The following is a 23,265-nucleotide window of genomic DNA, read 5'->3' on the forward strand; positions in this document are numbered from 1 at the left end:
TTAGTATTTTAGCAAAAAAGGTCTTAGATGATAGGTATCGATATCGTAGCAATCAAAAGAATAGAAAATTTCATAGAAAAGTATGGAAACAAAGGGCTAGAGAGATTTTTACTCCCATCCGAAATCTCCATCGCAAAAAAGCCTCAAACAGTAGCAGGTTTTTGGGCTGCAAAAGAGGCTATTGCTAAAGCTCTTAGATGTGGTATCGGCTCGCAGCTCTCATTCAAAGATATCGAAATCTACAAAGAGCTTACTGGAGCGCCAGCTTTTCGTCTTCTCCATGGAAAAGAAGAAAAATTTAAAATCATAGACTCTTCTCTCTCCATTAGCCATGACGGCGGATTTGCAATAGCTGCTGCTTTTATCTTAACCGCCTCCAGTAAATCCTAAAAACTCTATTTTATCACCCTCTTTGGGCTTAAAACTACTCCACTCCTCTTTTTTGACAATCTCCATATTGACAGCTACCGCCATAACTTTTTCTTCTATTTTTAACTGCTTTAAAATATCCTCAATAGTGCTATTATTTGGAATCTCTTTTCTCTCCCCGTTTATCGTTACCAACAATACACTCTCCTTTTGTAAAACTTTGCATATATTTTGCCACCAAAAATCTATGCTTTGCGTAAGCGAGCTGACAAGGATTCATTCCTAAAGCATTTTTAATATTTGGATCGGCTCCCAGTTTGATAAGTAGATCAATCATTTTCACATCACCCATATAAGCAGCCTGATGGAGTGGTGTTATGCCATATCTATTTTTAGCATTGATATCAGCATCATGTCTCAAAAGATAAGAGACAATATTGACTCTTCTCTCCCCTACTGCATAGTGCAGCGCAGTCATGCCATTGTTATCTTCACTATCAACATCTGCGCCATGTTCTACCAGATATTTTACAATATCTAAATTTCGCATCTTTACTGCTATTAGCAGAGGTGTAATACCAGCTTTACTAGCAGCCTCCACATCAGCACCATTTTTGATAAGACTTTTTATACTTTGCATATCCTCTTTATAGATTGCTTCATGAAGTTTTGTCCAACCATTGATACTATCAGCATACAAAGATATGAATAAAAAAATTGTTATGAATACTTTTTTCACGGTTCCTCCTTTACGAAACTATAACAAAAAATTGTTAATAATAAAAATTATTCATTAGCTCTTTCATCTTATCGTAATTTTCTCTTAATTTTTTCTCTTTGCATTGTATCTTTTTCAATCTAATTTCAATCTCATTGCTTATAATTTTATATGAAATTTAAAATTTACGAAAAAGGCTTACCAGTATGAAACATCTTCTTAAGAAAATTATCGAAAAAGCCAAAAAATGAGTAGAAAGCTCCTCTCACAAATGTTACCAAAAGAGAAAGGTATAATCAAAAAGATTGGAGCTATTGGTGAGCTTAAAGATAGACTTCTAGAGCTTGGCGCACTCACAAATACACCCATTGAAGTGGTTCGCATTGCCCCGTTTGGTGATCCAATTGAGATTAAAATAGGAAATACCCATATTGCTCTACGAAAAAGTGAGGCGAGCAAAATAGAAGTGGAGCTTTTTAAGGAAAAAGATGATTAGTATCGCCTTTGTGGGAAATCCTAATGTTGGAAAAACAGCACTTATTAATAGCATCGCAGGGAGCAATCTTCAAGTAGGCAACTGGCCTGGTGTAACAGTGGAAAAAAAAGAGGTGAGATTTAAATATGAAGGAGAGGAGATCTATCTTGTAGATCTTCCCGGCACCTATACACTTACTCCCTATTCTTTAGAAGAGAAAATCACACGTAATGCACTTTGCAGCGAAAATATTGATGGCATTATCGATGTGATAGATGTTACAGATATAAGACGCAATATGTATCTAACATTAGAGCTCATCGATCTGCAAAAGCCTATGGTCGTAGCTTTAAATATGTTTGATGAATTTAGTAAAAGAGGATATGAACTCGATATCCAAAAACTAGAAACCATTATAGGAGTTACATGTATTCCAACAATTGGTTCTCAAGGTATTGGGACAAAAAAACTTTTAAAAGAGATATATCAAGCAGTAAAAGAAGATAAAAAGCCAAAGATTATTCCTTATCAAGAACATATAGAAAAAGAGATATCCTTTTTGATAAAAAAGCTAGAACACTACTCCTGCGATATTAAACGCTTTTTAGCTATCAAACTTTTAGAGGGAGATAGCTTTGCTATACAAAAGGTTTCAACCATAGATCCATCTATTGTAGCATCTACAAATCAAGCGCGTAAAAGGCTGCAAAAACATTTTGGCATGAGTGTTAAAGAGTTTATTGTTCAAGATAGATACCAAAAAATTGATAAAATTTTGGACCAAGTACTACATAAACCTCTCATTGACAGAGTTCTTCTGAGTGACAAAATTGATAATTTAGTGCTGCATAATATTTGGGGACTACCATTATTTGTCTTACTTATGTTTTTAATGTTTAAGATTACTTTCGATGGCTCTGCCCCACTCGTTGACTGGATGAGTGGATTTTTTGAAGATTTCCTAGCACCTCATCTGCGATCCACAATACACTCTTTGCCTCTATGGGTTAGCTCTTTGATTATAGATGGAGTAATAAGTGGCGTAGGTCTTGTACTCTCTTTCTTGCCACTTTTGGCTTTTTTGTACTTTTTTATGGCTCTGCTAGAAGAAAGCGGTTATATGGCACGGGTTAGTTTTTTGCTTGATCGTCTCGCACAAAAATTAGGAGTAAAAGGGAGTGCTTTTATCGCATTAATTGTAGGTTTTGGCTGCAATGTCCCAGCTATTTATGCTACAAGGACTCTGACATCTAAAAAAGAGAGAATTATTACAGCTTTGATGATACCTCTGATGAGTTGTAGCGCAAGACTTCCTATCTATGCACTCTTTACATCACTGTTTTTTGTTCACCATCAAGCACTTATCATTACCTCATTATATATTTTAGGTATTGCCATCGCATTTTTGATAGCATCTATTGCAAACAAGATATTGCCACAAGAGGAGTCAAAACCATTCTTTTTAGAGCTTCCAACATACCATATGCCTACCCTCAAAGCAATATGGCGCTCAATGAAGCCAAGGCTTGCAGATTTCGTCATAAGAGCTGGAACTGTTATTGTCTTAGCATCCATCATTTTGTGGGCTATTATTACTCTGCCTCCCTCATCGACTCCTCAAACATCCTATTTAGCAAAATCTGCCAAAACTATTGCTCCACTTTTTAAACCAGTGGGATTTGGAGATCACTGGGAACCAGTTGCTGCATTAATACCTGGCACTTTGGCCAAGGAGGTAGTTATAGGAAGTCTTGGCACTATTTATGGGGTGGAAAATGTGCAAAAAAAGGTAGCAAAAAATTCATGGTTGGAAGATTTTAAAGAGCAGATACTCTCTTTTTGGCGTGCAATTAAAATGTCTTTATCAAATATCGCTACAATGCAAATACAAACACTCTCCACTGAAACAGAACCAAGCGTATTGAAACAAAAAATTCGTGAGCAGTTTACTACAGCTGCAAAAGCCTTCTCTTATATGGTCTTTGTACTACTGTATATTCCATGTGTATCTACAATGGCTGCAATAAAAGAGGAGTTTGGGTGGGGATTGATGCTTTTTGAAATAACATTCCTGCCTATTCTTGCCTACTTTGTCTCTTTTTTAGCCTATCGCTTAGCCCTTTTTATTTTTTAGCAAAATGGATCATCTTAAACCTCTCTCCCATTTGGGAGGGACTAATCAAAATTTTTACCTTTTCAAGTTCTTGCTTGTAGGGCTCATAACCTTTTCGTTTGAGAATCTCTTCTAAAAGATCCATTATGCCAAATTCCACAAGAGCAGCTAACTGTGTTTTATACAAAACTGTTTCAAATCCAGCCTCACTAAAGGCCTTTTTGAGATGAGAAAAATTGACATCATAGGTAATATCACTTCTTTTATAAACTTTTTTGATATCTAGTTTTTTATCAAAAAATGGATAGACCTGATGTTTGGTATAGACGCGAATACTAAAATCATTTCTTATTTCCAAATCCCCATAATCAAAGGTAATAAAATCAATTTTTTCAAATGCGTTAAACATCTTTTGAGCAAACTCCTCATATCCTACTGCAATCTCTCCTTTTATTTGCCCAAACACTTTAGCTAATGCTAAAATATTTGGATCGGCTTCTTTCCACTCTATTTGAAACTCAGAATTTACATAAGCTTGTTTTCCTTTAAAAAGAAGCTCACAGCCAAATGCATCAAAAATCTCATTGGCCACCACAAAAGCCTCTTTTTGCTTTATTTCATTCAAAGAAGTGTAGTGACGGAATTTGATTGCATCACCAAAACTCTCTTGTATATATTCGCTTTGCAGATTCCTTAACTTTTCTATTGGTTCAACAATCGCAAATTGAAGCGTATTTATAAGATTTGGATCAAAGGTATAAAGAAACTGAATAATATCAGCTAACAAGTATCCTTGATGAGCACCTATCTCCATGATAGTCGCAGTTGGCGAGAGTTTACCTTCTTGAATATGAGAATAAATGTATTTAGCAATCGCTCCTCCAAAAAGGGGCGTAACGCTGACAGATGTAAAAAAATCTCCACTCTTGCCTATTTGCATCTGATTTGCATAGTAGCCATCTTTGGCATAGAGCCACTCATGCATAAATTCACTAAATTTTTTCATCACTTATCTCTTGATAGAGTTGACTAAGAATGATCTGCTTTTGCGTATCAAAGATTTTAAGATCAAGCTCTTTCGTTTTTAAAGAGTTTTGCATAATCTGTACATCATATTTTGTTTTCTCTCCAGCTTCTAAGCGATCTTGTGTGTCCTTCAAAAGCCCTTCATAGAGCCCCAAGTCCTCTTTGGTTAAAGCAATCTTTTTATCAAGAAGCTTCAGTGAGTGCAAACTTGATTTATAAAAATTTCTTTTTTCACGCATCAGTTGTAAAAGACGGTTTTTGGATTTGAGATAATCAATCTTTGCTGATTCTATATTGCGCAAAGCATTGATATCAAAGAGAGGCATACTTATACGAAAACCGTATGTTTTATAGCTATCACTATATTTATATCCAGGAACATATAAGCTTCCTTGCATTTTTTGAGAGTTATAATTTGCAAAGAGAGACAAACTAGGTAGATATCTTGCAATACTCATATAAGCATAATTCTTATTAGCTTCTATATCGGCTTGACTTTGTTTTAAAGACAGGTTTTTTTGTAAAAACTCAGCTCTTTGAATGAGAGTAAATCTTGGAATCTGCGCGCTATCTGGATCAAGATCGCTTATATTTTTTATCTCTTTTTTAGTTTGCTGTAATTTATCTTCCAAATCTATCAAAGCAATAGCAAGGCGGTTTTTATTTAAAATAGCGTTATCTAAAAAGGTGCTATCAATCTCTCCATGAAGATACTGATCTTTTTTGATCAAAATATCAAGTTTTGCATTTTCGATAAGCAGTTTTTGCTTTTTGAATGAGAGCTTTAACTGCTTATATTGAAGTGCAAGCCGGATATAGCGAAAAACGTAAGATTTTTCTTTACTCTGTACACCAAAAAGAGCACTTCTTTTTTTCGCGTTGGCATAGAGAATCGCTTTGTAGATACCACCACTTTTAAAGATTGGCTGGTCTACTTGGATAGAAAAGGATTTAAAAAGCTGATTTGGGTATTGATCCCCCTTTTGATAGGTATATTGCATATTGATGGGATTGATCCAACTATCATGCAAAATTTTTGCTTCTACAATACTCTTTTTCTTATCCAGTGCAATCTCTTGCTCTTTGAGTTTAGAGATTAGTCCGTTTTGCGCCAATAACAAGAGAGGCAAAGAAAGAAAAGCTACTTTTTTAAGCAACTGCTACCCTTTCTAAAGCCTTTTCGAGTCTTCGAAATCCCTCATCCATCTCCTCTTTGGTAATAGTCAAAGGTGGTAAAAAGCGAACAGTATTCCTTCCAGCTTTCAGCACCAATATTCCCTCACTGAAAGCTTCCTCTATTATTTTTCCTTGAATCTCGGCACTTTTTGCTCTTAGACCTCGCATCATTCCAAATCCAACCTCTTTCTCAAAGAGTGCTGCATACTTTTTCGCTATCTCTTTTAATCTCTCTTCAAAATAGATAAAATGCTCATCAAGCTTTCCACTTGCTTTCAACTCTTCTAAAATTGCGATTACTTCCAAAGCAGCTCTTGTACTAAGGTAATTTCCACCAAATGTGCTTCCATGATCACCTGGTTTAAAAATATCTTTGAGACGCGTCATCACTGCCCCTATTGGCACTCCACCACCAAGACCTTTGGCAAGTGTAATAATATCAGGCTCTATCTCATAGAGATTGCTAGCTAAAAATTCTCCTGTACGATAAACTCCTGTTTGCACTTCATCAATAATTAATAAAACATCTTTTTGCTTTAAAAGTTTTGCCAGATTTTGCACTGCCGTTTTATCTTGCGGCTCAACACCACCTTCTCCTTGAATAAGCTCTATCATAACTGCAACAGTATGATCATCTATTAAATCTGGGATTTGTTCGATTGAATCAGCATAGACAAAACCATCTGGAAAGGGACCAAAATAGGTATGCATAGCCTCTTGTCCGGTGGCTTTGAGGGCAGTAATGGTTCTACCGTGAAAAGAGTGTTTAAGGGTGATGATTTTATAGCGCTTTACTTGCCCATCAACTTCTCCATACTTTCTTGCAATCTTAATAGCTCCCTCATTTGCTTCTGCTCCACTATTTGCAAAGAAGAGCCGCATATCATAGCCACTCAGCTCCACTATACGCTTTGCAAGCAATGCTTGTGGCTCAATGAGATAGAGATTTGAGATATGAATGATCTTTTGCGCTTGATCACAAATAGCATCTGCTAACTGTTTATTACCATGTCCAACACTCACTACTCCAATTCCACTAGTAAAATCGATAAATTCTTTGCCCCTTTCATCATATAGTTTTGCATTTTCGCCTTTAACAAAGTTCACATAGTTTCTTGCATAGGTATGAAGAACAAAGGCTTGATCAATCTCTTTCAAATGCATCTTATTCCTTTACTTTCTGAATTTTTACCTTCACCTCTTGAAAAATCGCATTATTACCATGTTGATCTGTTTGGGGTGGTGTTACAAAATTTATAGCACTTCCTGCATATGCTAAAACGCAGTCGTCTCGAAGCTCTGCTAAAAGTCTCACTTCCATCTCTACCTCGCCCCAATCGCTGCTCACTACTACTCTATCTCCGTCGTGCAATCCACTACGAAGCGGGACATAGAGATATGGATCTCGTTTGAATTGAGAGTTAATGGCGTTTTTGGCTTTTGGAGTAATCAGATAAAATCCTTCTTGCAAGATATCAAAATCATCTTCCACTTCATCGATAAAACAAAATGGCTCTTCAAAACCTTCTTTATATGGCAACTCCTCAAAGCTAGGCAAAACATAATATTCACCCTTTTTCTTTAACTGCTTTGTAAATATTTTAATATACTCTTCTTCCCCTTTTAGTTCACCAAGTCCAAACCGCTTAAACATCTCTTTCGTAAACTCATATTCGCTCAAAGCTTTGTCATTCTCTTGGAGTTTTGGCATAAGCTCCACAAATTCATGTCCATAGCTAAAGCGAATATCACTCTTTTGCAAAAAGTTTTTAGCTGGAATGACAAGGTCTGCTAACTGTGCTGTCTCATCATTATAAAGTCCAAAAACAACCGTAAAACTCTTTTTCAATCCCTCTTGTACCCTTTTACTATTTGGCATCGTAACGGCTGGATTACTTCCTTGAATAAAGCAAAGATCATACGCTCCAAAATCAACTTCAGCTTTTGGCACTCTTTTTGCTTTTACTCTAAACGGATCTTCAAGCCCAAGAGAAGTATCACCTAAGAAGCTTACACCACACCCCTCTTTTCCAAAGAGTCCTAACATTGCTGCAAGTGAATCGATCGCACGCACAACCCCCGTGCCATGGGCATACTTTTGCACACCATTGCCTACCAACATGACAGTTTTCATCTCCATCATCAGCTCAGCCAATGTTGCAATATCAAGTAAATCTATCCCAATTTTTTCTGTTGTTGGCACCATGCGATAGCTTTTAATAAAATCGGCATAAAAATTAAAATCCTCAGTATGCTCCTCAATAAACGCTTCATCCTCTTTATTTTGCATATAAACAAAGCGTGCAAGCATACAAGCAAGCTCCAAATCGGTTCTTGGAGTAATCTGCAAATGCATCGCTGCATTTTTGGCTAAATTTGTTTTGACTGGATCAATAACAACCAGGGTTTTACCTTGCAAATATGGCAAAATATGGTGATTGGTATAGCCGATATTGCGTCCCCAGACAATTACAAGCTCACTTTTTTCTATCTGCTCGAGTGGTAAAATGAGGTTTTTCCCTCGCCCTTGCTCAATCCCAAACTGTCCCGCTGCATCGCAAAGACTCCCCTCAGTCAAAGTTGCTCCAATACTTGCAAAGAAGAGATCGGTAATAGACTGCATTTTTCCAACATTGCCGCTTCCTCGAAAATGGAGGATCTCTTGGCTACTTTTAATCTTTTCTTCCAAAATATCAAGAGCTTTTTCCAAACTGATTTGCTCACCTTCAAAGTAGGCACTTTGCAACTGTCGGTAATCAAAATAGTGATTGAGTTTATAACACAAATGCCCCCTTGTAAAAGGGTGTGCTTTGTCTCCTAAAAGTTTTCCATTCTCAAATACAACACTACATGCATCATAGCAATCTAATGGACAAGCTGTTTTCATCGTATCTCCACTTCTATAAATTTTCCAAAAATTTTTGGTGCCGGTATTACAACCTCGGCTCGATATTGCGTTATATAGTTTTGATCGGTAATTCTTTGAATCTTATAAAACCTCGCGCTACTTCTTTTGCCATTAATAAAAATCTTCTTATTTTGTATATCTTGCATCTCTTCTGGTGTGAGATAGAGTACCACTTTTGCTCTTGATATATCTGCAATATCAAAAAGTGGCGCGGCAAAATTGACAAAATCACCTCTTTTGGGATAGATTTTATAGACATAACCGCTCACTCGCAAACTCTTCTTTGCAATTGTATCTTTGGTTTTTGCGATTTGTAGCTCTATATCAGCCTTTTGTATCAACAGGTTTTGCAACTTCTCTTGTAGATTTAAGTAACTACTTTTTGCTGCAAGATATTCTGCTTTTCGCATATTCTTTTCAAATGAAGATTTAGTTTTGAGATCTTTTATACGATCATAATTGCCCTTTTTTATCTGCATAATCTCTTGTGTATTTTGGAGATTTTTTCGGGTTATTGCAATGATTTTTTCCAAAACTTGCAACTTTTTTTGCAGCATAGCAAGAGTTTTCCTATCGATTTTATCATCTAATTTGACAAGTACTTCATCTTCGACAACTCTGCTTTCTTTGCTATCTTTTGCTAAAACCACTTCGCCACTTGCTGCAGCTTTATAGTGGTAGATCATAAAAGGCTCTACTTTTACCGTATGGACTTTGGCAAAAAGGATCCATGGTAAAAAGAACAAAGCAGCTTTTTTCATTCGCATTCCTTAGTCTCATTGAAGCATATTTTACTATAATTCATTATACAATCGTGATGATGGGAGTTTAATGAAAAAAGAAACTATATTTAAAAAATATGAAACACTAAAAAAATCTCTCAAACAACATCTTTTCGGACAAGATCAAGCCATTGAAGATATTATTAATGCCTTGCTTCATATTGAGCTTAGTGGTACCTCTCAAAATTTCAAAGCTCTCTTTACATTTATTGGCCCTCACAACAGCGGTAAAGTCTATCTTGCAAAACTTCTAGCAAAAAATCTTCCAGGCTATGATAATCTCAAAATATTCGATATGGCTGAATATACAGATCCTAATGATCAAAAAAAACTCTTTGGCCATCACGGTTCCCTTGAAGGATTTGTCAGAAGAGTTCCAAAAGCAATCGTTGTATTCAAAGATATTGACAAAGCGGATAATATTATTCAGCTTGCCATTTTAAACTTCATTAAAACTGCTCCACAACTTCAAGAGATGATTTTTATTTTTACTACAACTGCAGGATCAAATCTTCTCAAAAAAGAGGATTTTTTACGCTTTTACAAAAAAGATCCTCTTCAAGCTCAGGCAAAAATCATAGAATATATAGCGAAAGAGACAAAACTTATTTACGATATTGTAGAGAGTGCTATTGCACCTGAGCTTCTCTCAGCAATGGCACAAAACTATATTATCCTCTTTTCTCATCTTAGTTTTGAAGCAATTACAAAAATAGCTTCACAAACCTTGCAAAAAAGTATACGACAACTTCAAGAACAACTAGCTATTTCTATCGAAATTCATGATAAAAAACTTCCAGCATTTTTGACTCTCTCTTTTTCTCCCTATATCAATGCACGACGTGTAAGCAAAAAAATTCCTGATCTTCTCATAGATATCATTTATAAAATATTTGAAAAATTCCCTGATATACAAAAAATTGCATTCGATGTAGCACCGGAGGCAAAAGAGTTTTTACAAAAAGTAGATAAAAACTTCTTGCAAACACTTATTAAAAAGAATGAAACTATATCTTTAGAGTGGGATTTTTCTTTAAAAAACTCTACTGCCATTGCTACGCTTAAAAAAGTACATATAAAAAAACTTCCACACTATATCTCTCCTACAGAAAAGCCTAAAATTGGATACTCTACCATATCTTTTAAAGATATAGCAGGACAAAAAAGTGTTAAAGATAGTCTCAAAGAGATCATAAAAATTGTAAAAAATCCAGATCTTGTCAAAGAGTTTGGTATCAATTTGCCAAAAGGAATGCTGCTTTATGGGCCAAAAGGAGTTGGCAAAACTCTATTAGCTTACGCATTTGCAAAAGAGGCAAATATGCCTTATGTTCTTTTGCAAGGCTTGGATATATTTGATCAAAATCTCATTCATATTGCTTATGAGAAAGCAAAAGAGTTCTCTCCAGCGATTGTCTTTCTTGATGAAATCGATATACAGTCTGATCTCTTACCTACATATGAGACACTTATACATGAAATAGATGCAGTGCAAAATGATGAGTATGTCTTTACTATAGTTACTGCAACCAATAAAGATAGTATTGACAAAAATCTCCTTGCATCTGAGAGGATCGATATTCTCATTGAAGTTCCAGAACTCGATATGGAAGCGAGGAAGTTTTTTATACAAAAGATTTTACAGATGCCAAATGATGGTAAAATTGATCCTAATAAAGTTGCTCGCTATATGTCAGGGCTTAGTGGCTATGAGATGCAACGCATTGCCAAAGAGGCAGCTTTGTATGTAATTAGAAAAAATCTCAAAGTCATCACAGAAGAGATTCTCATAGAGCAGATCAATAATGTCAAATATGGGCAAAAAATTGATAAAAAGCGTATAAGAAATCTCGAAAAAGATCTCAAAAAAACTGCCTACCACGAAGCTGGTCATGCGGTTTTGAGTTATCTGCTTTTACCAGATATTAAAATAGAGCAAGTCACTGTTACACCACGAGCAGAGAGTCTTGGCTTTGTCTCTTATAGCGATGAATTTATCTCCAACGTTTCAAAGCAAGAGCTCTTCTATGATATCTGCGTAGCACTTGCTGGTCGCATAGCCAAAATGAAAAAATTCCCAGAAGAAGGCGAAGATACAGGTGCCATGCAAGATCTGGAGCAAGCTACATGGGAAGCATATAATTTAGTGGCAACTTTTGGCATGGATGAGGAGATAGGCTATATACATATCGATACGCTCAACCAAAATGTGAGCAAAGAGCTCTTTAAAGAAAAGGTAGAAGAGCGCATTGCTTATTGGATCGAAAAAGCCACAAAAGAGACAAAGCAGTTGGTAGATAAACATTGGGACAAAATAGAAAAAGTAGCTCAAGCACTTATTCAAAAAGAGATGATTGATGGAGAAGAGCTGAAAAAAATTATGGAGTCTTAAGTTTTTCGCACAGATCTTGTAAGGCTTTTCCAATCTGTGGAACGTATGGTTCATCAGATGTAATGTCTAAAAACTTTTTGGGCAACATTGTTATATTGTGCTTAAAACGCTCCTGTATCTGCTGTAAAGCTGGAAGCTCGTAGCAGATTTCTCCATTATCCATTACTTTTTGCAGCAGTTTTTTCGATCCTTCATGAGATGCATCAAAAAGATCTATAATGTCTTTTTGAAACTCTCTACCGCTTTCAAAACGAAAAATTTGCTTTTGTGCTGGAAGAGTAACTTTATGGGGACTCAGTTTCATTTTTGGCTTGTCTGCATACTCTACTAGTTTATATGCACAATCAAGATAAGGCATATCAGCACTCACTACTAGCTCCGTTCCCACACCCCATCCATCAATTGGGATCTTTTGCTCTAGTAACTTTTTTATTTTATACTCATTGAGCCCACCACTGACAATAATTTTTGCATCCCTAAATCCCGCATTATCTAGCATCTTTCTTGCTCGCACTGCAAGAGTTGCTATATCTCCGCTATCGAGTCTTATGCCTTTAAAATGCTTCATACCCATACTCTTCACTGCTTCTATAGCGTTTTTTACACCTTGCAGTGTATCAAAAGTATCAACAAGTAAAACTGCATTCTCGGGATATTGTGCTAAAAAATCTTTAAAGGCTTCTATTTCATTTTTATGCGCTAAGATAAAGGAGTGTGCCATTGTTCCAACGACCGGAATACCAAACTTTTTGCCTGCAAGCATATTAGATGTGCCAGCAAAACCCGCAATGTATGCACTTCTAGCAGCTTTCATTCCTGCATCAGTTCCATGTGCACGGCGAAGACCAAAATCAACCAATACTGTACCTTGCGCAACGCTATAACAGCGCGCAGCCTTTGTAGCAACAAGGATGGGGTGCTGCAGTGTATTGATGAGAAATGTCTCGATAATCTGCACTTCAATCAAAGGAGCTTTTACACTTACAAGAGGCTCATTAGCAAAGACAATCTCTCCTTCTTCTACTGCCCACACCTCTCCACTAAAGCGAAAATGGCTAAGATACTCTAAAAACTCCTCTTCAAAAATTTCTAAAGAGCGCAGGTATGCAATCTCTTCTTCGCCAAAACGTAAATGCTCCAAATAGTATAAAAGCTGCTCCAAACCAGCCATTACATAGTAGACTCTTTTTTTGTTTGGACGAATAAAAAAATCAAATACAGCCCTTTGGTTCATCCCTTTTTTAAAATAGATTTGTGCCATTGTAAGCTCATAGAGGTCGCAAAGCAAGGGAAAATCTTTTTCGCACACAAAACCAAATGGCATCAACACTCCTTGTGATAAAATAGCTTATACATTATACCCAAGGAGTTTGCTATGAAAATTAAACTAACTCCCAAAGATGCATTGATTGTAGTAGATATGCAAAGAGATTTTATGCCAGGAGGAGCACTACCTGTTAAAGATGGTGATAAAATTATTCCAACAATTAACAGATATATTCAACTCTTTTCAAACAAATCTCTCCCAATATTTTTCACAAGAGATTGGCATCCAAGCAACCATCTCTCCTTTGAAACACATGGAGGCAGATGGCCAGTACACTGCGTAGCCAATTCCCCAGGCGCTGCATTTGCACAGGATCTTTTGATTCCTCAAGACAATAAATTTATAATCTCTAAAGGCACTACAGAAGATTTTGATGCATATTCAGGATTTCAAGGTACTATTTTACATAGTTTATTGCAAGAGAGAGGGAGACAAAGAGTCTTTATCTGTGGCGTAGCAACCGACTTTTGCGTCAAACATACAGCTCTTGGAGCTCTCCATCTTGGCTATATAGCTTTTATACTTAATGATGCCATCAAAGGTGTTATGCAAGAGGAAGAAGCAAAAGAGGAGGTCATCGCAAATGGAGGCATCCTTATAGATTATAATGATTTAGCTAAGTGAAACAAACCAATCTAGATAATCAAGCTGCTCCCAAGGATAGTGTTCATATCCTACTTGTCCTTTTGCGGCTGTTTCCATATAGCTAAATCCTTGAGGCTTATGCAAAGAAAATCTCTCCATAATCCAGCGAGGAGTGAGGGGGAAGTGTTCAAATAGCAGTTGCGAGAGCCTCTCATCACTCATTTTCCCTGTACCAAATGTATTTACCATAAGGCTCAAAGGGCGTGCTTGTCCAATGACATAGGCAATTTCTACCAGTGCTTTTTTTGCAAGTTTAGCTGCAACTATATGTTTTGCAAGCCATCTTGCAGCATAGTGGGCACTTCTATCAACTTTTGTATAATCTTTGGTACTTTGCGCTCCACCTCCAATCGGTGCGTAAGCTCCATAGTTATCTACTGCTATTTTTCTTCCTGTAAGTCCTGAATCTGCAATAGGCCCATGGGTAATAAAACTTCCCGTTCCGTTAATAATAAACTTCGTTTTACTATCAATAAATGATACAAAAGCTCCCTTGTACAAAAGCTCTTTTACCCTTTTTCTCACCTCTTCTTCATCTATACTGCGACTATGAGATTGTGCAACAACAATGGTATCGATGCGCTCGAACAGCCCCTTATCAAAATTCTCCTTTGTCCCATAATCGAGTACAACCTCTGTTTTGATATCAACTCCAAAGAGTTCTGGATGCAGTTTTGCGTTGTTGTAGAGAATATCACGCATTTGGCGAGCTATCATAATTGCATGGGGCATAAAATCAGCCCTCTCATCTGTAGCATATCCCACCATCATTCCTTGATCTCCAGCACCAAAATCCTCTCTTTGCTCTACACCTTGAGCAATCTCTGATGACTGCTCATGTACATAAACTTCATAGTGAAGCAGTTCAGGATAGATAGTCTCCTCTTGATTAAATCCACTCTCAGGATAACCTATATACTCTAATGCCTCTTTTGCACACTCTATATAAAAATCTTTATCAAGTTTTTTACAAACTCTTACTTCACCACCAATAATTACATTCTTATCTACTACAAAAACTTCCGTAGCAACGCGAGCATTGGGATCGATTGAGAGAAGTTTATCCACAATCCTATCTGCAATAATATCAGCGCATTTATCAGGATGTCCTGCAGAGACAGACTCACATGCAAAGAGATACATAGATCATCCTTTTTTGTTTAAATTATATCTTGAATTTGGTTATAATTACTCTAAAAAGGAGGGGTAATGAATCAAAACGAATTGCTTGAAATAAAAACAGCATTAGAAAATAGACTCGAAAAGGTAGAGAGTGATATAAATATGCTTTGCAATGAACTTGAAGAGATCGCTACATATGAAAATATTGATGATATAGAAGATTTAGCAGAGCTAGAGACTCTCAATGACAGTGACAAAGCGCTTCTTAAAAGATTAATGGAAGAGAAAAAGCAGATCAAAAAAGCTCTTGCAAAAATTGAGCGTGGCGAATATGGAAAATGTAGCGATGGGAGTGAGATACCAATAGAGATTTTAAAGGCGAATCCTCTCCATGAGTGCTGAAAAACAAAAAGATCTTGAACTCTACCTTGATGAGTTAAAAACGATCGTTAAAAAGCGTGGACTGAAGTATTCAAGCCAAAGAGAGCAGATTCTCAAAGTCCTTTTCAATGCCAAAAACCACCTCACTCCAGAAGAGATCTACCAAGAGGTAAAAAAAGAAAACACCTCCATAGGTCTTGCAACAGTCTATCGCACCCTCTCTTTTTTAGAAAGTGAGGATATTGTAAGCTCTATCTCTTTTGGCAGTGAAGGAAAAAAGTATGAGCTCAATCGCGGAGAGCATCATGATCACATGATCTGTATCAAATGTGGAAAAATTATTGAGTTTTTCAATGAAGAGTTAGAGAGGCTTCAAGAAGAGATAGCAAAAAAAGAGAATTTCAAACTTATCACACATCAAATGAACATGTATGGTATTTGTGAGGAGTGTCAAAAAAAGGATCAATGAGGCTTATAAATAAGCTCTCTTTGCTCTTTTGGTTTTTTGGCATCACTTTGTACTTTATTGACCATATAGATAGGTGCCACAAAAATAAAAAGAATAGAGCCCACTAAAAAGGCTGCAAGCAGATACATAGGAATAAGACGCCAATGTTTACTCTTCATCCTCTCTCCTCTCTATCATAGTTAGCGATTCTAAAGTATTAAGCAAAATCTGCTTTTTTGTCACAAGCGGTTTTGTGAGGATATTTTTTTGTTTCTTATCCAGCTTTGGATTTGCTATAATGCGCATGAACTCATTCTCAAGCTCTTGTAAAAGCTTTTCCATACACTCTTTATACTTTGGAACGATTTTCATCATTTACTCTTTGGTCTAAAAGCTTTTATTACATCCTCATTTGTCTCAATATATGGACCACCAATAAGATCGATACAGTACGGAACAGCTGGAAAGACTGCATCAAGACACTCTCGAATACTTTTTGGTTTTCCAGGAAGATTAATAATAAGACTCTTACCCCTAATACCTGCAGTCTGGCGTGAAAGAATTGCTGTAGGTACATACTGCAAACTCACAGCTCGCATCTGCTCACCAAAGCCAGGCAATATCTTTTCACATACAGCTTCTGTAGCTTCTGGAGTTACATCTCGCGGTGCGGGACCTGTTCCTCCGGTAGTTACTACTAAAGCACACTCCTCTTCATCACACAGCTCTCTCAAAGCCTTTTTAATCTCCTCTAACTCATCAGGAATACAGCGATAAACTATTTCAAAATCGTTTTTAAGATACTCTTGCATTGTATCCATAATTGCTTTGCCACTAATATCTTCATAAATACCTGCACTTGCTCTATCACTTGCAGTTACAACACCAATTCTTATCTTATCCACTTATGCTCCTTTGATACTCCATGTACCATTTATGAAAATAGTTTTTCAAGACTACTCTTGTTATAAAAAAGTAAAAAAATATAGCTGATGTGTTGATAATTATATCAAAGAGATCCCCTTCTCTATATGGTACAAAAACTTGTACTAATTCTATAAAGATCCCATAAGAAATAAGAAATGCTATTTTTTTATACACAGTGAAAAAGTAGCTCAAATCAAAAAGTATACCAAGAAGCAAAAAGGCTAGAATATGGCGATATTTGTCACTGTAGGCACCTAATATATTCTCTCCCATATATGCAAAATGCTCAACGAAAAGCACCTCTTTTTGCAAATGCTGAGTTTGAATTGCATAGCTGCTTTGCGCATGAGGAGTGATAGAAAGAAGTAAAAAGAGAAACAAACAGCAAAAAAAGAGTAATTTGAAAATTTTCATCGAAGAAGATGCCCTGCATTATTGATGAGATATACTTGTGCAAATGGAGTGAAAAACTCTTTTGCTTTGTCAGCATTTACAATCTTATCTTGGGCACCAAGATAGACTTCAATTGCTACTCCACTTTCTTGCAATAGCTCTAAATCCTCTTGTTTCCATTCATAGAGAAGAAGTTCTTTAAGCTCGCCTAGACTTGCTTCTGTTTTAAACCTATCTACATCAATTTTTGCTGGATAGAGAACCTTTTTATAAAAAAAGTGCAGATATGCATCTTTATTTTTCACAAAAGTAAGGATCTCTTTATGCTTTTGCTCTTTTGAAAGATAATTAAAAAATGCTGGAGAGAGCAGTTGCAAAGTATCAACTCTCTTACCCTGCTCTATCATTGCTAGAGCCTCTTGCACAGCTTTTTGTGCTCCTCGGCTAAAACCAGCTACAACAAAATCTCCTCTTTGCAGATATGACAAGAAGAGCACTTTTTCGTTTTTAAATCCAAAGCCACTAAAGTATTTCATTGCTTAGTCTTTGAATATCCTCTTTGCTTATCGCTTCATTGCTTCGTAAATATTGCGCAAGTGTTAAAAGCAGTTTTTTGTGATTTTGTATATACTCTTTGAGTTCACCCAATGCACTCTCAATAATTTTAACAGCTTCATTTATATCTGCATAGAGATGCTCACCCATACCATACACAGTAACCATCTCTTCAGCTAAAGATTTTGCACTTTTGAGATCTCCTGCACTATTAGAAAACTCCTCATCATATATAACTTGCAGCGCAGCATACCCAGCTAAATAGACTTTAATTTTTGCAAGATATTCGCTTTTAGATAAGATCTCTTTATCTATATCTTTGATATACCCACCTATTAAAGAGAGTTTATCAAACTCTATCCCATACCAGTAGGCTGCAAGTGCCTTTGCAGCTTGATAGACGCTTTGGATCTCTTTTTCTTTTTCGCTATATGCAAGCACCTTCTTTTTACCAAAAAGTACTTTCTCTTTTACTGCTTCAAAATCTTCAAGCTCAACAATCTTTTTTCCTTTTCGTAGTGCATGCAAAGCAGCTTCATTGACAAAACTTGCAAGGGCAGCACCACTAAATCCCACACTCATATGTGCTAAAATCTCTACATCAACACTGTGAGGAATCTTTTGTAAATAGATATCTAAAATCTTTTTTCTCTCCTCCTTATTTGGCAACGATACAAAAATACGCCTATCAAATCGTCCAGGACGCAAGAGGGCTTCATCCAGCACTTCAATCTTATTAGTAGCCCCAATAACTATAACCCCTTCTGCACCCTCAAATCCATCCATCTCAGTAAGGAGTTGATTAAGCGTTGCTTCACGCTCATCATTACGCAATCCTCCTCGTGCCTTTCCCACTGCATCAATCTCATCGATAAAGATGATACTGGGGGCCATCTCTTTTGCTTTTTTAAAAAGCTCTCGTACCCTCTTTGCTCCCATTCCTACATAAATCTGTACAAAAGCACTTCCACTTTGATAAAAAAATGGCACACCAGCTTCACCTGCAACAGCTTTTGCTATGAGCGTCTTTCCCACTCCAGGAGGGCCTACAAGCAAGACACCTTTTGGCATCCGCACACCAAAATCGAGATACTTTTGTGGATTTTTCAAAAAATCGATAATCTCTTCAAGCTCCTCTTTAACCTCATCAATACCCGCAACATCGTTAAAAGTTACATCGCTCACTTGTGGGACTATTTTTGATTTAAACTCTTCAGGCTGCTCCATTGGCGCAATTTGGATCTCATGCTTTAGAGGAATTGGCTCACGCTGTTGACGTCGCAAGTAAAAGATAATAAATCCGATAAAAAACCCAAGAATTATGAGCATAAAAATATCAATAAGTGTTTGCGAATCAACATCCTCACTTCGCACAGGAGCAATCTTATAAAGCTCTTTAAGATCTACTGCCTCTTTTGGTAGTTTAAATTCACTCCCCCCGCTTTTAATATAGACATAGCGATCACCTACCTTTGCTTCATCGATCATCTTATTTTGTAAAAGTGTCTTATATGTTGCATAATCGATAGTAGATGCTCTTTCATACTTATAGACAAATAGAGCGAGTAAAAGGAGCAGAATAAAAAAAGAAAAGAGTGTTATGAGCAATTTTTTTCTAAAATTTTGCAAAATTTCCCTCTTTTTTGACTTCATAATCATGCAACTCTATCCAGTTTCCCTCTAAATCAAGCTCACTTTTTACAAAAACAGGATTAAAAAATTGATCATGTCCAAAGTAGGACTCACCCTTTTTACTCTCTATGAGCACTTGCAATGGAAGTTTTTTCATACGAAAAGCTTTATTTTTCTCCTCAATAATCTCTTTAATAATTTTATACCGTCTCTTAGCAACATCTCCTCTCACCTGCTCTTTCATAGTAGCTGCAGGAGTACCATCGCGCTTAGAGTAGGTAAAGAGGTGTATATGAGTAAGAGGAAACTTTTTTATATTTTCCACAGCTTCTTTGAAAACCTCTTCACTCTCACCAGGATGCCCTACAATAAAATCTGTTCCAATTGCATACCCGTGTGATGCTATCTCTTCAAAGAGCGGCAAATCCTCTGCTATGCGATTACGTCTATTCATCATCTCTAACATCCTATCACTCGTATGCTGCAAAGCGATATGGAGATGTTTGGCCATCCATGGCTCATCTAAAATCTCTTTAAACTCCTCATCAATCTGTACCGGCTCAATAGAACCAACTCTTACTCTACGTACACCTCGAATGAGAGAGACCCTCTTTAAAAGTTTAGCCAAAGAGCTACCACTATCTTTACCATAACTTCCAACATTGGTACCTGTAAAGATAAATTCACCAAATCCGTTGGCTGCCAAGAGTCTTATCTGCTCAAGGATAAGCTCTTCATCCATGCTTCTTGCATTTCCTCTTACATAAGGAATAATACAGTAGCTACAGCGAAAGTCACACCCCTCTTGAATTTTGATAAATGCCCTGCTCTTTCCTACAAATTCACTGACAATAGCTTTATCAACACTTTCTAAATCACCGAGCTCAAAGAAGTGCTCTTTTTTGAGTAAATCATTTATCTTTGTCTTTTCTGAATGTCCAAAGACACCAATTACTTTTTTTGTTTTAAAAAGTTCTTCACCTTTTGTAAAAGCTCCACATCCTGTAAGATAGATCTTTTTGCCACTACGATTGAGCCGATTGATATAGTTTCTCACACTCCCATCAGCTCCATTTGTCACAGTACAAGAGTTTACAACAACAATATCAGCATCCTCTTCATTTTGCGTGAGCGTAAAATCTCTTAGTGAGCTCATCATTACTTGCGTATCAAAGAGATTCGTCCTACATCCAAAAGTTTTAAAGTAGACTTTCACACCTCTTCCTCTTTTACATTTTCTGGAAGGGTTTTAGCACTAAAATCCTCTTTTGTCAAGAGAATTTTTTGTGCAGGATATGTAAGGATAATATCAGGCTCCTTAAGATATGTATCAATAATCTCGGCTGAGATAGTACTGCGCAAAGTCAATGTAGCATAGGAGTTTGTCATATACCATAGACTTACTCGAATACCATACTCCTCCGCAAAGGTATAGACTCTCACATCAACATTTGTATTTTTAAGATGATAGGTACTGCGAAGTTTATTAAGCTGTTTTCTTGCAATATCGGTATATCCCTTAGCATATTTTCTTGCAACTTCTTTGGCGATATGGGCTGCTTTTTTATGATTTGAATCAAAAGTGATATTAAAATTAATATTATCCCATACAGTTTTAAGTCCCATATGTGTATAGTTAGCAATTAAATCTGTAAATACATAGTTGTTTGGAATAAAAATAATTCTACCTGAACGAATATTATGAAGATAACTTGTAAGTGTCACATCTTCTAATATTGTAATGCGCAGCAATGAGATATCAATTACATCACCAACAAAATCTCTCCCCTCTTTTGTCACTTTTATGCGATCTCCTACATGAATAGAGCCTCCTAAAACTATGACCATCCATCCAAGAAGACTCATAAACATATCTTTCATTGCAATCGCGATACCAGCTGAAGCAAAACCTAAAATGGTTACAAGATAGTTCACATTTTCTATGTAAGCAAAGAGTAAAATTAAGATTATAAGAATCGCTAGATTAAAATTGATAATCTTATTTGCCATATATGCACGCTGATTATCTTGAATATAGCGTGCAATTATCCATTTGAGTATGAGACTTAGAAGTAAAAGACCAATAATGATTGCAGCTATATATGCTGCTTTTTCTGTTTGGAGTTTAATCTCCTCAGTAATTTTGAGAATATTTTCCTCAATTTTTCTTGTATAGACTGAAAGTGTCTCTTTTGCTATATGCAAAGAATCTTGAAAATCAGTAATCTCTTTTTGTAGCTCCTTTTTTTCATTTATATATTTTTGATTTTTAGTAAGCTCGGCAAGTTTTGCAATAATCTCATATTTTTTTATTAAAAGCTCTAACGCAGCCTCCATGTCTTTGAGTTTTTGCTTGTAATACTCCTTTGAACTATTAAGCTGCTTGATATATGAAAATGCTGTTATCAAATTGAAGGGATTTTTTATGACAGGAGCTTTTGGAATCTCTTGGGGTTTGAGAAGTTCCAAAAAAGGGGATTCTTGATACTCCTTCAGGAGCTCTAACTGATTTTGCAACGTCTCTTTTTTACTCTGTAGCTCTTTTATAAGTTCTTTTTTTCTATATCTTTTTGCTCTTTTGAGCTGTTTTTCTACTACATCTAGTTGTTTTTTTATTTTAAAGTACGTTTTATAGTTCTCATATTTTTTAATCCATATATTTTCTTTAAATTCACTTTTGAGATTTTTTAGTTTCTGCTCATAATCTGCTATTTCTTGTTGATTTACTTGCTCATTTTGTAGTGTAGTATTTGTCTCATGTTTAACACTCTGCCCAGCAAAGAGAAGGTGCACTTGCAAAAGAAATAGTAAAAGATACTTTAGCATCGAGTAAACCTTTTGAGTGTCTCATAAACTCTCTCTTTTGGTACGCTGTCTGTTATCACAAAGTCTCCAACTCCTCTTGGCAAAACAAACTTGATTTTGTCTGCTTGCGTCTTTTTATCAAGAAAAAAGTGCTCATAAAAACTATCAACATCTTTGATTTCATAGCATGTAGGGAGGTTATATTTTTTAAGAAGAATTTTAACTCTTTGAGCATCTTCTTGACTCATGAGATCCATTAGTTTTGCAAGCTCATTAGCCATCACCATCCCAATTGCAACCGCTTCACCATGTAAAAATCGTTTATAATTTGTCTCATTCTCAATAACGTGTGCAAATGTATGCCCATAATTGAGGCTTGCTCGCACTCCCCCTTCTCGCTCATCTTTAGCAACAATTGTAGCTTTAAGCTCTACAGATCGCTTAATTGCATATTTGAGATGCTCTTCATCATGCAAATCGTGCTCTTCTAACCAAGCAAAAAACTCTTTATCAAAAACTACCGCCATCTTTACAATTTCTGCAACACCTGCTGCAAACTCTCTTTGAGGAAGGGTAGTAAGAAAATGTGTATCTATATAGACTGCTTTTGGTTGATGAAACGCTCCTATAAGATTTTTACCAAAACGGTTATTGATACCTGTTTTTCCACCAACACTTGCATCTACTTGGCTAAGTAATGTAGTAGGGATCTGTATAAAATCGATTCCCCTTTGATATATCGCAGCAGCAAATCCTGTCATATCTCCTATAACACCCCCACCAAAAGCGATAAGCGTCGATTTTCTATCAATTTTATGATCAAAAAGTCTCTCAAGTAGATAGTTTAACGCCTGCTCATTTTTGTAATCTTCTCCATCTGGCAGCGTTACAATATAGAGCTCGCTTGCTTCAATTTTTGGAAGCAGATAGCCCAAATGGAGTCCCGCAACTTTTGGATTGGTTACTATTACTGCTTTTGAGAGATTTCCAATCTTTTCAATAGGCTCAATAAAAATGGTATAACTTCTATCTTCTCTCTTTTTCAATGAAATATCTACTTGCATGCAAAAC

At 36.3% G+C, this 23,265-nt stretch carries 25 protein-coding genes; 7 read left to right on the forward strand and 18 right to left on the reverse strand.

Annotation, left to right across the window (positions count from 1 at the left end):
* The first annotated feature begins 27 nt into the window (after positions 1-27).
* Positions 28-390, forward strand: coding sequence for a holo-ACP synthase (acpS, locus tag JG738_RS06515; protein ID WP_201337117.1), 363 nt, complete (start codon positions 28-30; stop codon positions 388-390).
* Here acpS and thiS read toward each other — a convergent pair.
* Positions 367-567, reverse strand: coding sequence for a sulfur carrier protein ThiS (thiS, locus tag JG738_RS06520; RefSeq protein ID WP_201337118.1), 201 nt, complete (start codon positions 565-567; stop codon positions 367-369). The genes acpS and thiS overlap by 24 nt on opposite strands.
* Positions 524-1,108 carry an ankyrin repeat domain-containing protein gene (locus JG738_RS06525; RefSeq protein ID WP_201337119.1) on the reverse strand — a complete coding sequence of 195 codons (585 nt, stop codon included), beginning with the start codon at positions 1,106-1,108 and terminating at the stop codon, positions 524-526. The genes thiS and JG738_RS06525 overlap by 44 nt, the downstream gene beginning before the upstream one ends.
* A 226-nt stretch (positions 1,109-1,334) precedes the next feature.
* Here JG738_RS06525 and JG738_RS06530 point away from each other — a divergent pair, with 226 nt between their 5' ends.
* On the forward strand, positions 1,335-1,583 hold the full coding sequence (locus tag JG738_RS06530) for a FeoA family protein (RefSeq protein WP_197685323.1): 249 nt from the start codon (positions 1,335-1,337) through the stop codon (positions 1,581-1,583).
* Complete coding sequence (feoB, locus tag JG738_RS06535; protein WP_201337120.1) at positions 1,576-3,696, forward strand: ferrous iron transport protein B; 2,121 nt, start codon at positions 1,576-1,578, stop codon at positions 3,694-3,696. The genes JG738_RS06530 and feoB overlap by 8 nt, the downstream gene beginning before the upstream one ends.
* Here the strand turns inward: feoB and JG738_RS06540 are convergent.
* From JG738_RS06540 to JG738_RS06560, 5 genes are read right to left on the reverse strand one after another with little or no spacing between them, the layout of a single operon-like run.
* Positions 3,686-4,681 (reverse strand): SAM-dependent methyltransferase, encoded by a 996-nt coding sequence (locus JG738_RS06540; protein WP_201337121.1) that lies wholly within the window; start codon positions 4,679-4,681, stop codon positions 3,686-3,688. The genes feoB and JG738_RS06540 overlap by 11 nt on opposite strands.
* Positions 4,668-5,858: a TolC family protein gene (locus JG738_RS06545; protein ID WP_201337122.1), complete on the reverse strand. Its 1,191-nt coding sequence runs from the start codon at positions 5,856-5,858 to the stop codon at positions 4,668-4,670. Before JG738_RS06545 ends, JG738_RS06540 begins: the two co-directional genes overlap by 14 nt.
* Entirely contained in the window at positions 5,851-7,041 is a 1,191-nt protein-coding gene (locus JG738_RS06550) for an aspartate aminotransferase family protein (protein ID WP_201337123.1), read from the reverse strand. Before JG738_RS06550 ends, JG738_RS06545 begins: the two co-directional genes overlap by 8 nt.
* Before the next feature lies 1 nt (position 7,042).
* On the reverse strand, positions 7,043-8,764 hold the full coding sequence (locus JG738_RS06555; protein WP_201337124.1) for a molybdopterin-dependent oxidoreductase: 1,722 nt from the start codon (positions 8,762-8,764) through the stop codon (positions 7,043-7,045).
* Complete coding sequence (locus JG738_RS06560) at positions 8,761-9,546, reverse strand: hypothetical protein (protein WP_201337125.1); 786 nt, start codon at positions 9,544-9,546, stop codon at positions 8,761-8,763. The genes JG738_RS06555 and JG738_RS06560 overlap by 4 nt, the downstream gene beginning before the upstream one ends.
* A 70-nt stretch (positions 9,547-9,616) precedes the next feature.
* Here JG738_RS06560 and JG738_RS06565 point away from each other — a divergent pair, with 70 nt between their 5' ends.
* Entirely contained in the window at positions 9,617-11,959 is a 2,343-nt protein-coding gene (locus tag JG738_RS06565) for an AAA family ATPase (protein ID WP_201337126.1), read from the forward strand.
* On the opposite strand, the gene JG738_RS06570 is transcribed toward JG738_RS06565, so the two are convergent.
* Positions 11,946-13,283 carry a nicotinate phosphoribosyltransferase gene (locus JG738_RS06570; RefSeq protein WP_201337127.1) on the reverse strand — a complete coding sequence of 446 codons (1,338 nt, stop codon included), beginning with the start codon at positions 13,281-13,283 and terminating at the stop codon, positions 11,946-11,948. The genes JG738_RS06565 and JG738_RS06570 overlap by 14 nt on opposite strands.
* 51 nt (positions 13,284-13,334) lie before the next feature.
* On the opposite strand from JG738_RS06570, the gene JG738_RS06575 reads away from it, so the two are divergent.
* The gene (locus JG738_RS06575; RefSeq protein WP_201337128.1) at positions 13,335-13,910 is read left to right on the forward strand and encodes an isochorismatase family protein; all 576 of its coding nucleotides are present in this window, start codon (positions 13,335-13,337) and stop codon (positions 13,908-13,910) included.
* On the opposite strand, the gene metK is transcribed toward JG738_RS06575, so the two are convergent.
* On the reverse strand, positions 13,899-15,074 hold the full coding sequence (gene metK / locus JG738_RS06580) for a methionine adenosyltransferase (protein ID WP_201337129.1): 1,176 nt from the start codon (positions 15,072-15,074) through the stop codon (positions 13,899-13,901). The two genes, JG738_RS06575 and metK, sit on opposite strands and share 12 nt — an antisense overlap.
* 66 nt (positions 15,075-15,140) lie before the next feature.
* Between metK and JG738_RS06585 the strand changes: the two genes are divergently transcribed.
* Together JG738_RS06585 and JG738_RS06590 are read left to right on the forward strand one after the other, a co-directional pair.
* Positions 15,141-15,455 carry a hypothetical protein gene (locus tag JG738_RS06585; protein WP_201337130.1) on the forward strand — a complete coding sequence of 105 codons (315 nt, stop codon included), beginning with the start codon at positions 15,141-15,143 and terminating at the stop codon, positions 15,453-15,455.
* Positions 15,445-15,903 (forward strand): Fur family transcriptional regulator, encoded by a 459-nt coding sequence (locus JG738_RS06590; RefSeq protein WP_201337131.1) that lies wholly within the window; start codon positions 15,445-15,447, stop codon positions 15,901-15,903. Before JG738_RS06585 ends, JG738_RS06590 begins: the two co-directional genes overlap by 11 nt.
* Here JG738_RS06590 and JG738_RS06595 read toward each other — a convergent pair.
* The 9 genes from JG738_RS06595 to aroB are packed head-to-tail and all read right to left on the reverse strand — an operon-like array spanning position 15,897 to position 23,258.
* Positions 15,897-16,061, reverse strand: a complete 165-nt coding sequence (locus JG738_RS06595; RefSeq protein WP_159445329.1) for a hypothetical protein — start codon at positions 16,059-16,061, stop codon at positions 15,897-15,899. The two genes, JG738_RS06590 and JG738_RS06595, sit on opposite strands and share 7 nt — an antisense overlap.
* A complete protein-coding gene (locus tag JG738_RS06600) occupies positions 16,051-16,254 on the reverse strand; it encodes a hypothetical protein (protein ID WP_201337132.1) in 204 nt (67 codons plus the stop codon). The genes JG738_RS06595 and JG738_RS06600 overlap by 11 nt, the downstream gene beginning before the upstream one ends.
* Entirely contained in the window at positions 16,254-16,787 is a 534-nt protein-coding gene (mog, locus tag JG738_RS06605) for a molybdopterin adenylyltransferase (RefSeq protein ID WP_201337133.1), read from the reverse strand. Before mog ends, JG738_RS06600 begins: the two co-directional genes overlap by 1 nt.
* Complete coding sequence (locus JG738_RS06610; RefSeq protein WP_201337134.1) at positions 16,780-17,190, reverse strand: VanZ family protein; 411 nt, start codon at positions 17,188-17,190, stop codon at positions 16,780-16,782. The genes mog and JG738_RS06610 overlap by 8 nt, the downstream gene beginning before the upstream one ends.
* A gap of 29 nt (positions 17,191-17,219) precedes the next feature.
* Positions 17,220-17,738 (reverse strand): pimelyl-ACP methyl ester esterase BioV, encoded by a 519-nt coding sequence (gene bioV / locus JG738_RS06615; protein ID WP_201337135.1) that lies wholly within the window; start codon positions 17,736-17,738, stop codon positions 17,220-17,222.
* Positions 17,725-19,410, reverse strand: a complete 1,686-nt coding sequence (locus JG738_RS10505) for an AAA family ATPase (protein WP_370583681.1) — start codon at positions 19,408-19,410, stop codon at positions 17,725-17,727. Before JG738_RS10505 ends, bioV begins: the two co-directional genes overlap by 14 nt.
* A complete protein-coding gene (gene mtaB / locus JG738_RS06625; RefSeq protein ID WP_201337137.1) occupies positions 19,373-20,605 on the reverse strand; it encodes a tRNA (N(6)-L-threonylcarbamoyladenosine(37)-C(2))-methylthiotransferase MtaB in 1,233 nt (410 codons plus the stop codon). The genes JG738_RS10505 and mtaB overlap by 38 nt, the downstream gene beginning before the upstream one ends.
* Entirely contained in the window at positions 20,602-22,215 is a 1,614-nt protein-coding gene (locus tag JG738_RS06630; protein WP_201337138.1) for a mechanosensitive ion channel domain-containing protein, read from the reverse strand. Before JG738_RS06630 ends, mtaB begins: the two co-directional genes overlap by 4 nt.
* A complete protein-coding gene (gene aroB, locus JG738_RS06635) occupies positions 22,209-23,258 on the reverse strand; it encodes a 3-dehydroquinate synthase (RefSeq protein ID WP_201337139.1) in 1,050 nt (349 codons plus the stop codon). Before aroB ends, JG738_RS06630 begins: the two co-directional genes overlap by 7 nt.
* Positions 23,259-23,265 lie beyond the last annotated feature (7 nt).

Source organism: Nitratiruptor sp. YY08-26, assembly GCF_016593215.1.
In the GTDB taxonomy this organism is placed as follows: domain Bacteria; phylum Campylobacterota; class Campylobacteria; order Campylobacterales; family Nitratiruptoraceae; genus Nitratiruptor; species Nitratiruptor tergarcus.

Coding starts and splice junctions, on each gene's coding strand:
- JG738_RS06565 (WP_201337126.1), top strand. CDS start 9,617: ATGAAAAAAGAAACTATATTTAAAAAATATGAAACACTAAAAAAATCT.
- JG738_RS06550 (WP_201337123.1), bottom strand. CDS start 7,041: ATGCATTTGAAAGAGATTGATCAAGCCTTTGTTCTTCATACCTATGCA.
- JG738_RS06555 (WP_201337124.1), bottom strand. CDS start 8,764: ATGAAAACAGCTTGTCCATTAGATTGCTATGATGCATGTAGTGTTGTA.
- JG738_RS06595 (WP_159445329.1), bottom strand. CDS start 16,061: ATGAAGAGTAAACATTGGCGTCTTATTCCTATGTATCTGCTTGCAGCC.
- JG738_RS06530 (WP_197685323.1), top strand. CDS start 1,335: ATGAGTAGAAAGCTCCTCTCACAAATGTTACCAAAAGAGAAAGGTATA.
- bioV (WP_201337135.1), bottom strand. CDS start 17,738: ATGAAATACTTTAGTGGCTTTGGATTTAAAAACGAAAAAGTGCTCTTC.
- JG738_RS06630 (WP_201337138.1), bottom strand. CDS start 22,215: ATGCTAAAGTATCTTTTACTATTTCTTTTGCAAGTGCACCTTCTCTTT.
- JG738_RS06540 (WP_201337121.1), bottom strand. CDS start 4,681: ATGAAAAAATTTAGTGAATTTATGCATGAGTGGCTCTATGCCAAAGAT.
- JG738_RS06590 (WP_201337131.1), top strand. CDS start 15,445: ATGAGTGCTGAAAAACAAAAAGATCTTGAACTCTACCTTGATGAGTTA.
- JG738_RS06560 (WP_201337125.1), bottom strand. CDS start 9,546: ATGAAAAAAGCTGCTTTGTTCTTTTTACCATGGATCCTTTTTGCCAAA.
- aroB (WP_201337139.1), bottom strand. CDS start 23,258: ATGCAAGTAGATATTTCATTGAAAAAGAGAGAAGATAGAAGTTATACC.
- JG738_RS10505 (WP_370583681.1), bottom strand. CDS start 19,410: ATGAAGTCAAAAAAGAGGGAAATTTTGCAAAATTTTAGAAAAAAATTG.
- JG738_RS06570 (WP_201337127.1), bottom strand. CDS start 13,283: ATGCCATTTGGTTTTGTGTGCGAAAAAGATTTTCCCTTGCTTTGCGAC.
- JG738_RS06575 (WP_201337128.1), top strand. CDS start 13,335: ATGAAAATTAAACTAACTCCCAAAGATGCATTGATTGTAGTAGATATG.
- acpS (WP_201337117.1), top strand. CDS start 28: ATGATAGGTATCGATATCGTAGCAATCAAAAGAATAGAAAATTTCATA.
- metK (WP_201337129.1), bottom strand. CDS start 15,074: ATGTATCTCTTTGCATGTGAGTCTGTCTCTGCAGGACATCCTGATAAA.
- JG738_RS06585 (WP_201337130.1), top strand. CDS start 15,141: ATGAATCAAAACGAATTGCTTGAAATAAAAACAGCATTAGAAAATAGA.
- JG738_RS06600 (WP_201337132.1), bottom strand. CDS start 16,254: ATGAAAATCGTTCCAAAGTATAAAGAGTGTATGGAAAAGCTTTTACAA.
- feoB (WP_201337120.1), top strand. CDS start 1,576: ATGATTAGTATCGCCTTTGTGGGAAATCCTAATGTTGGAAAAACAGCA.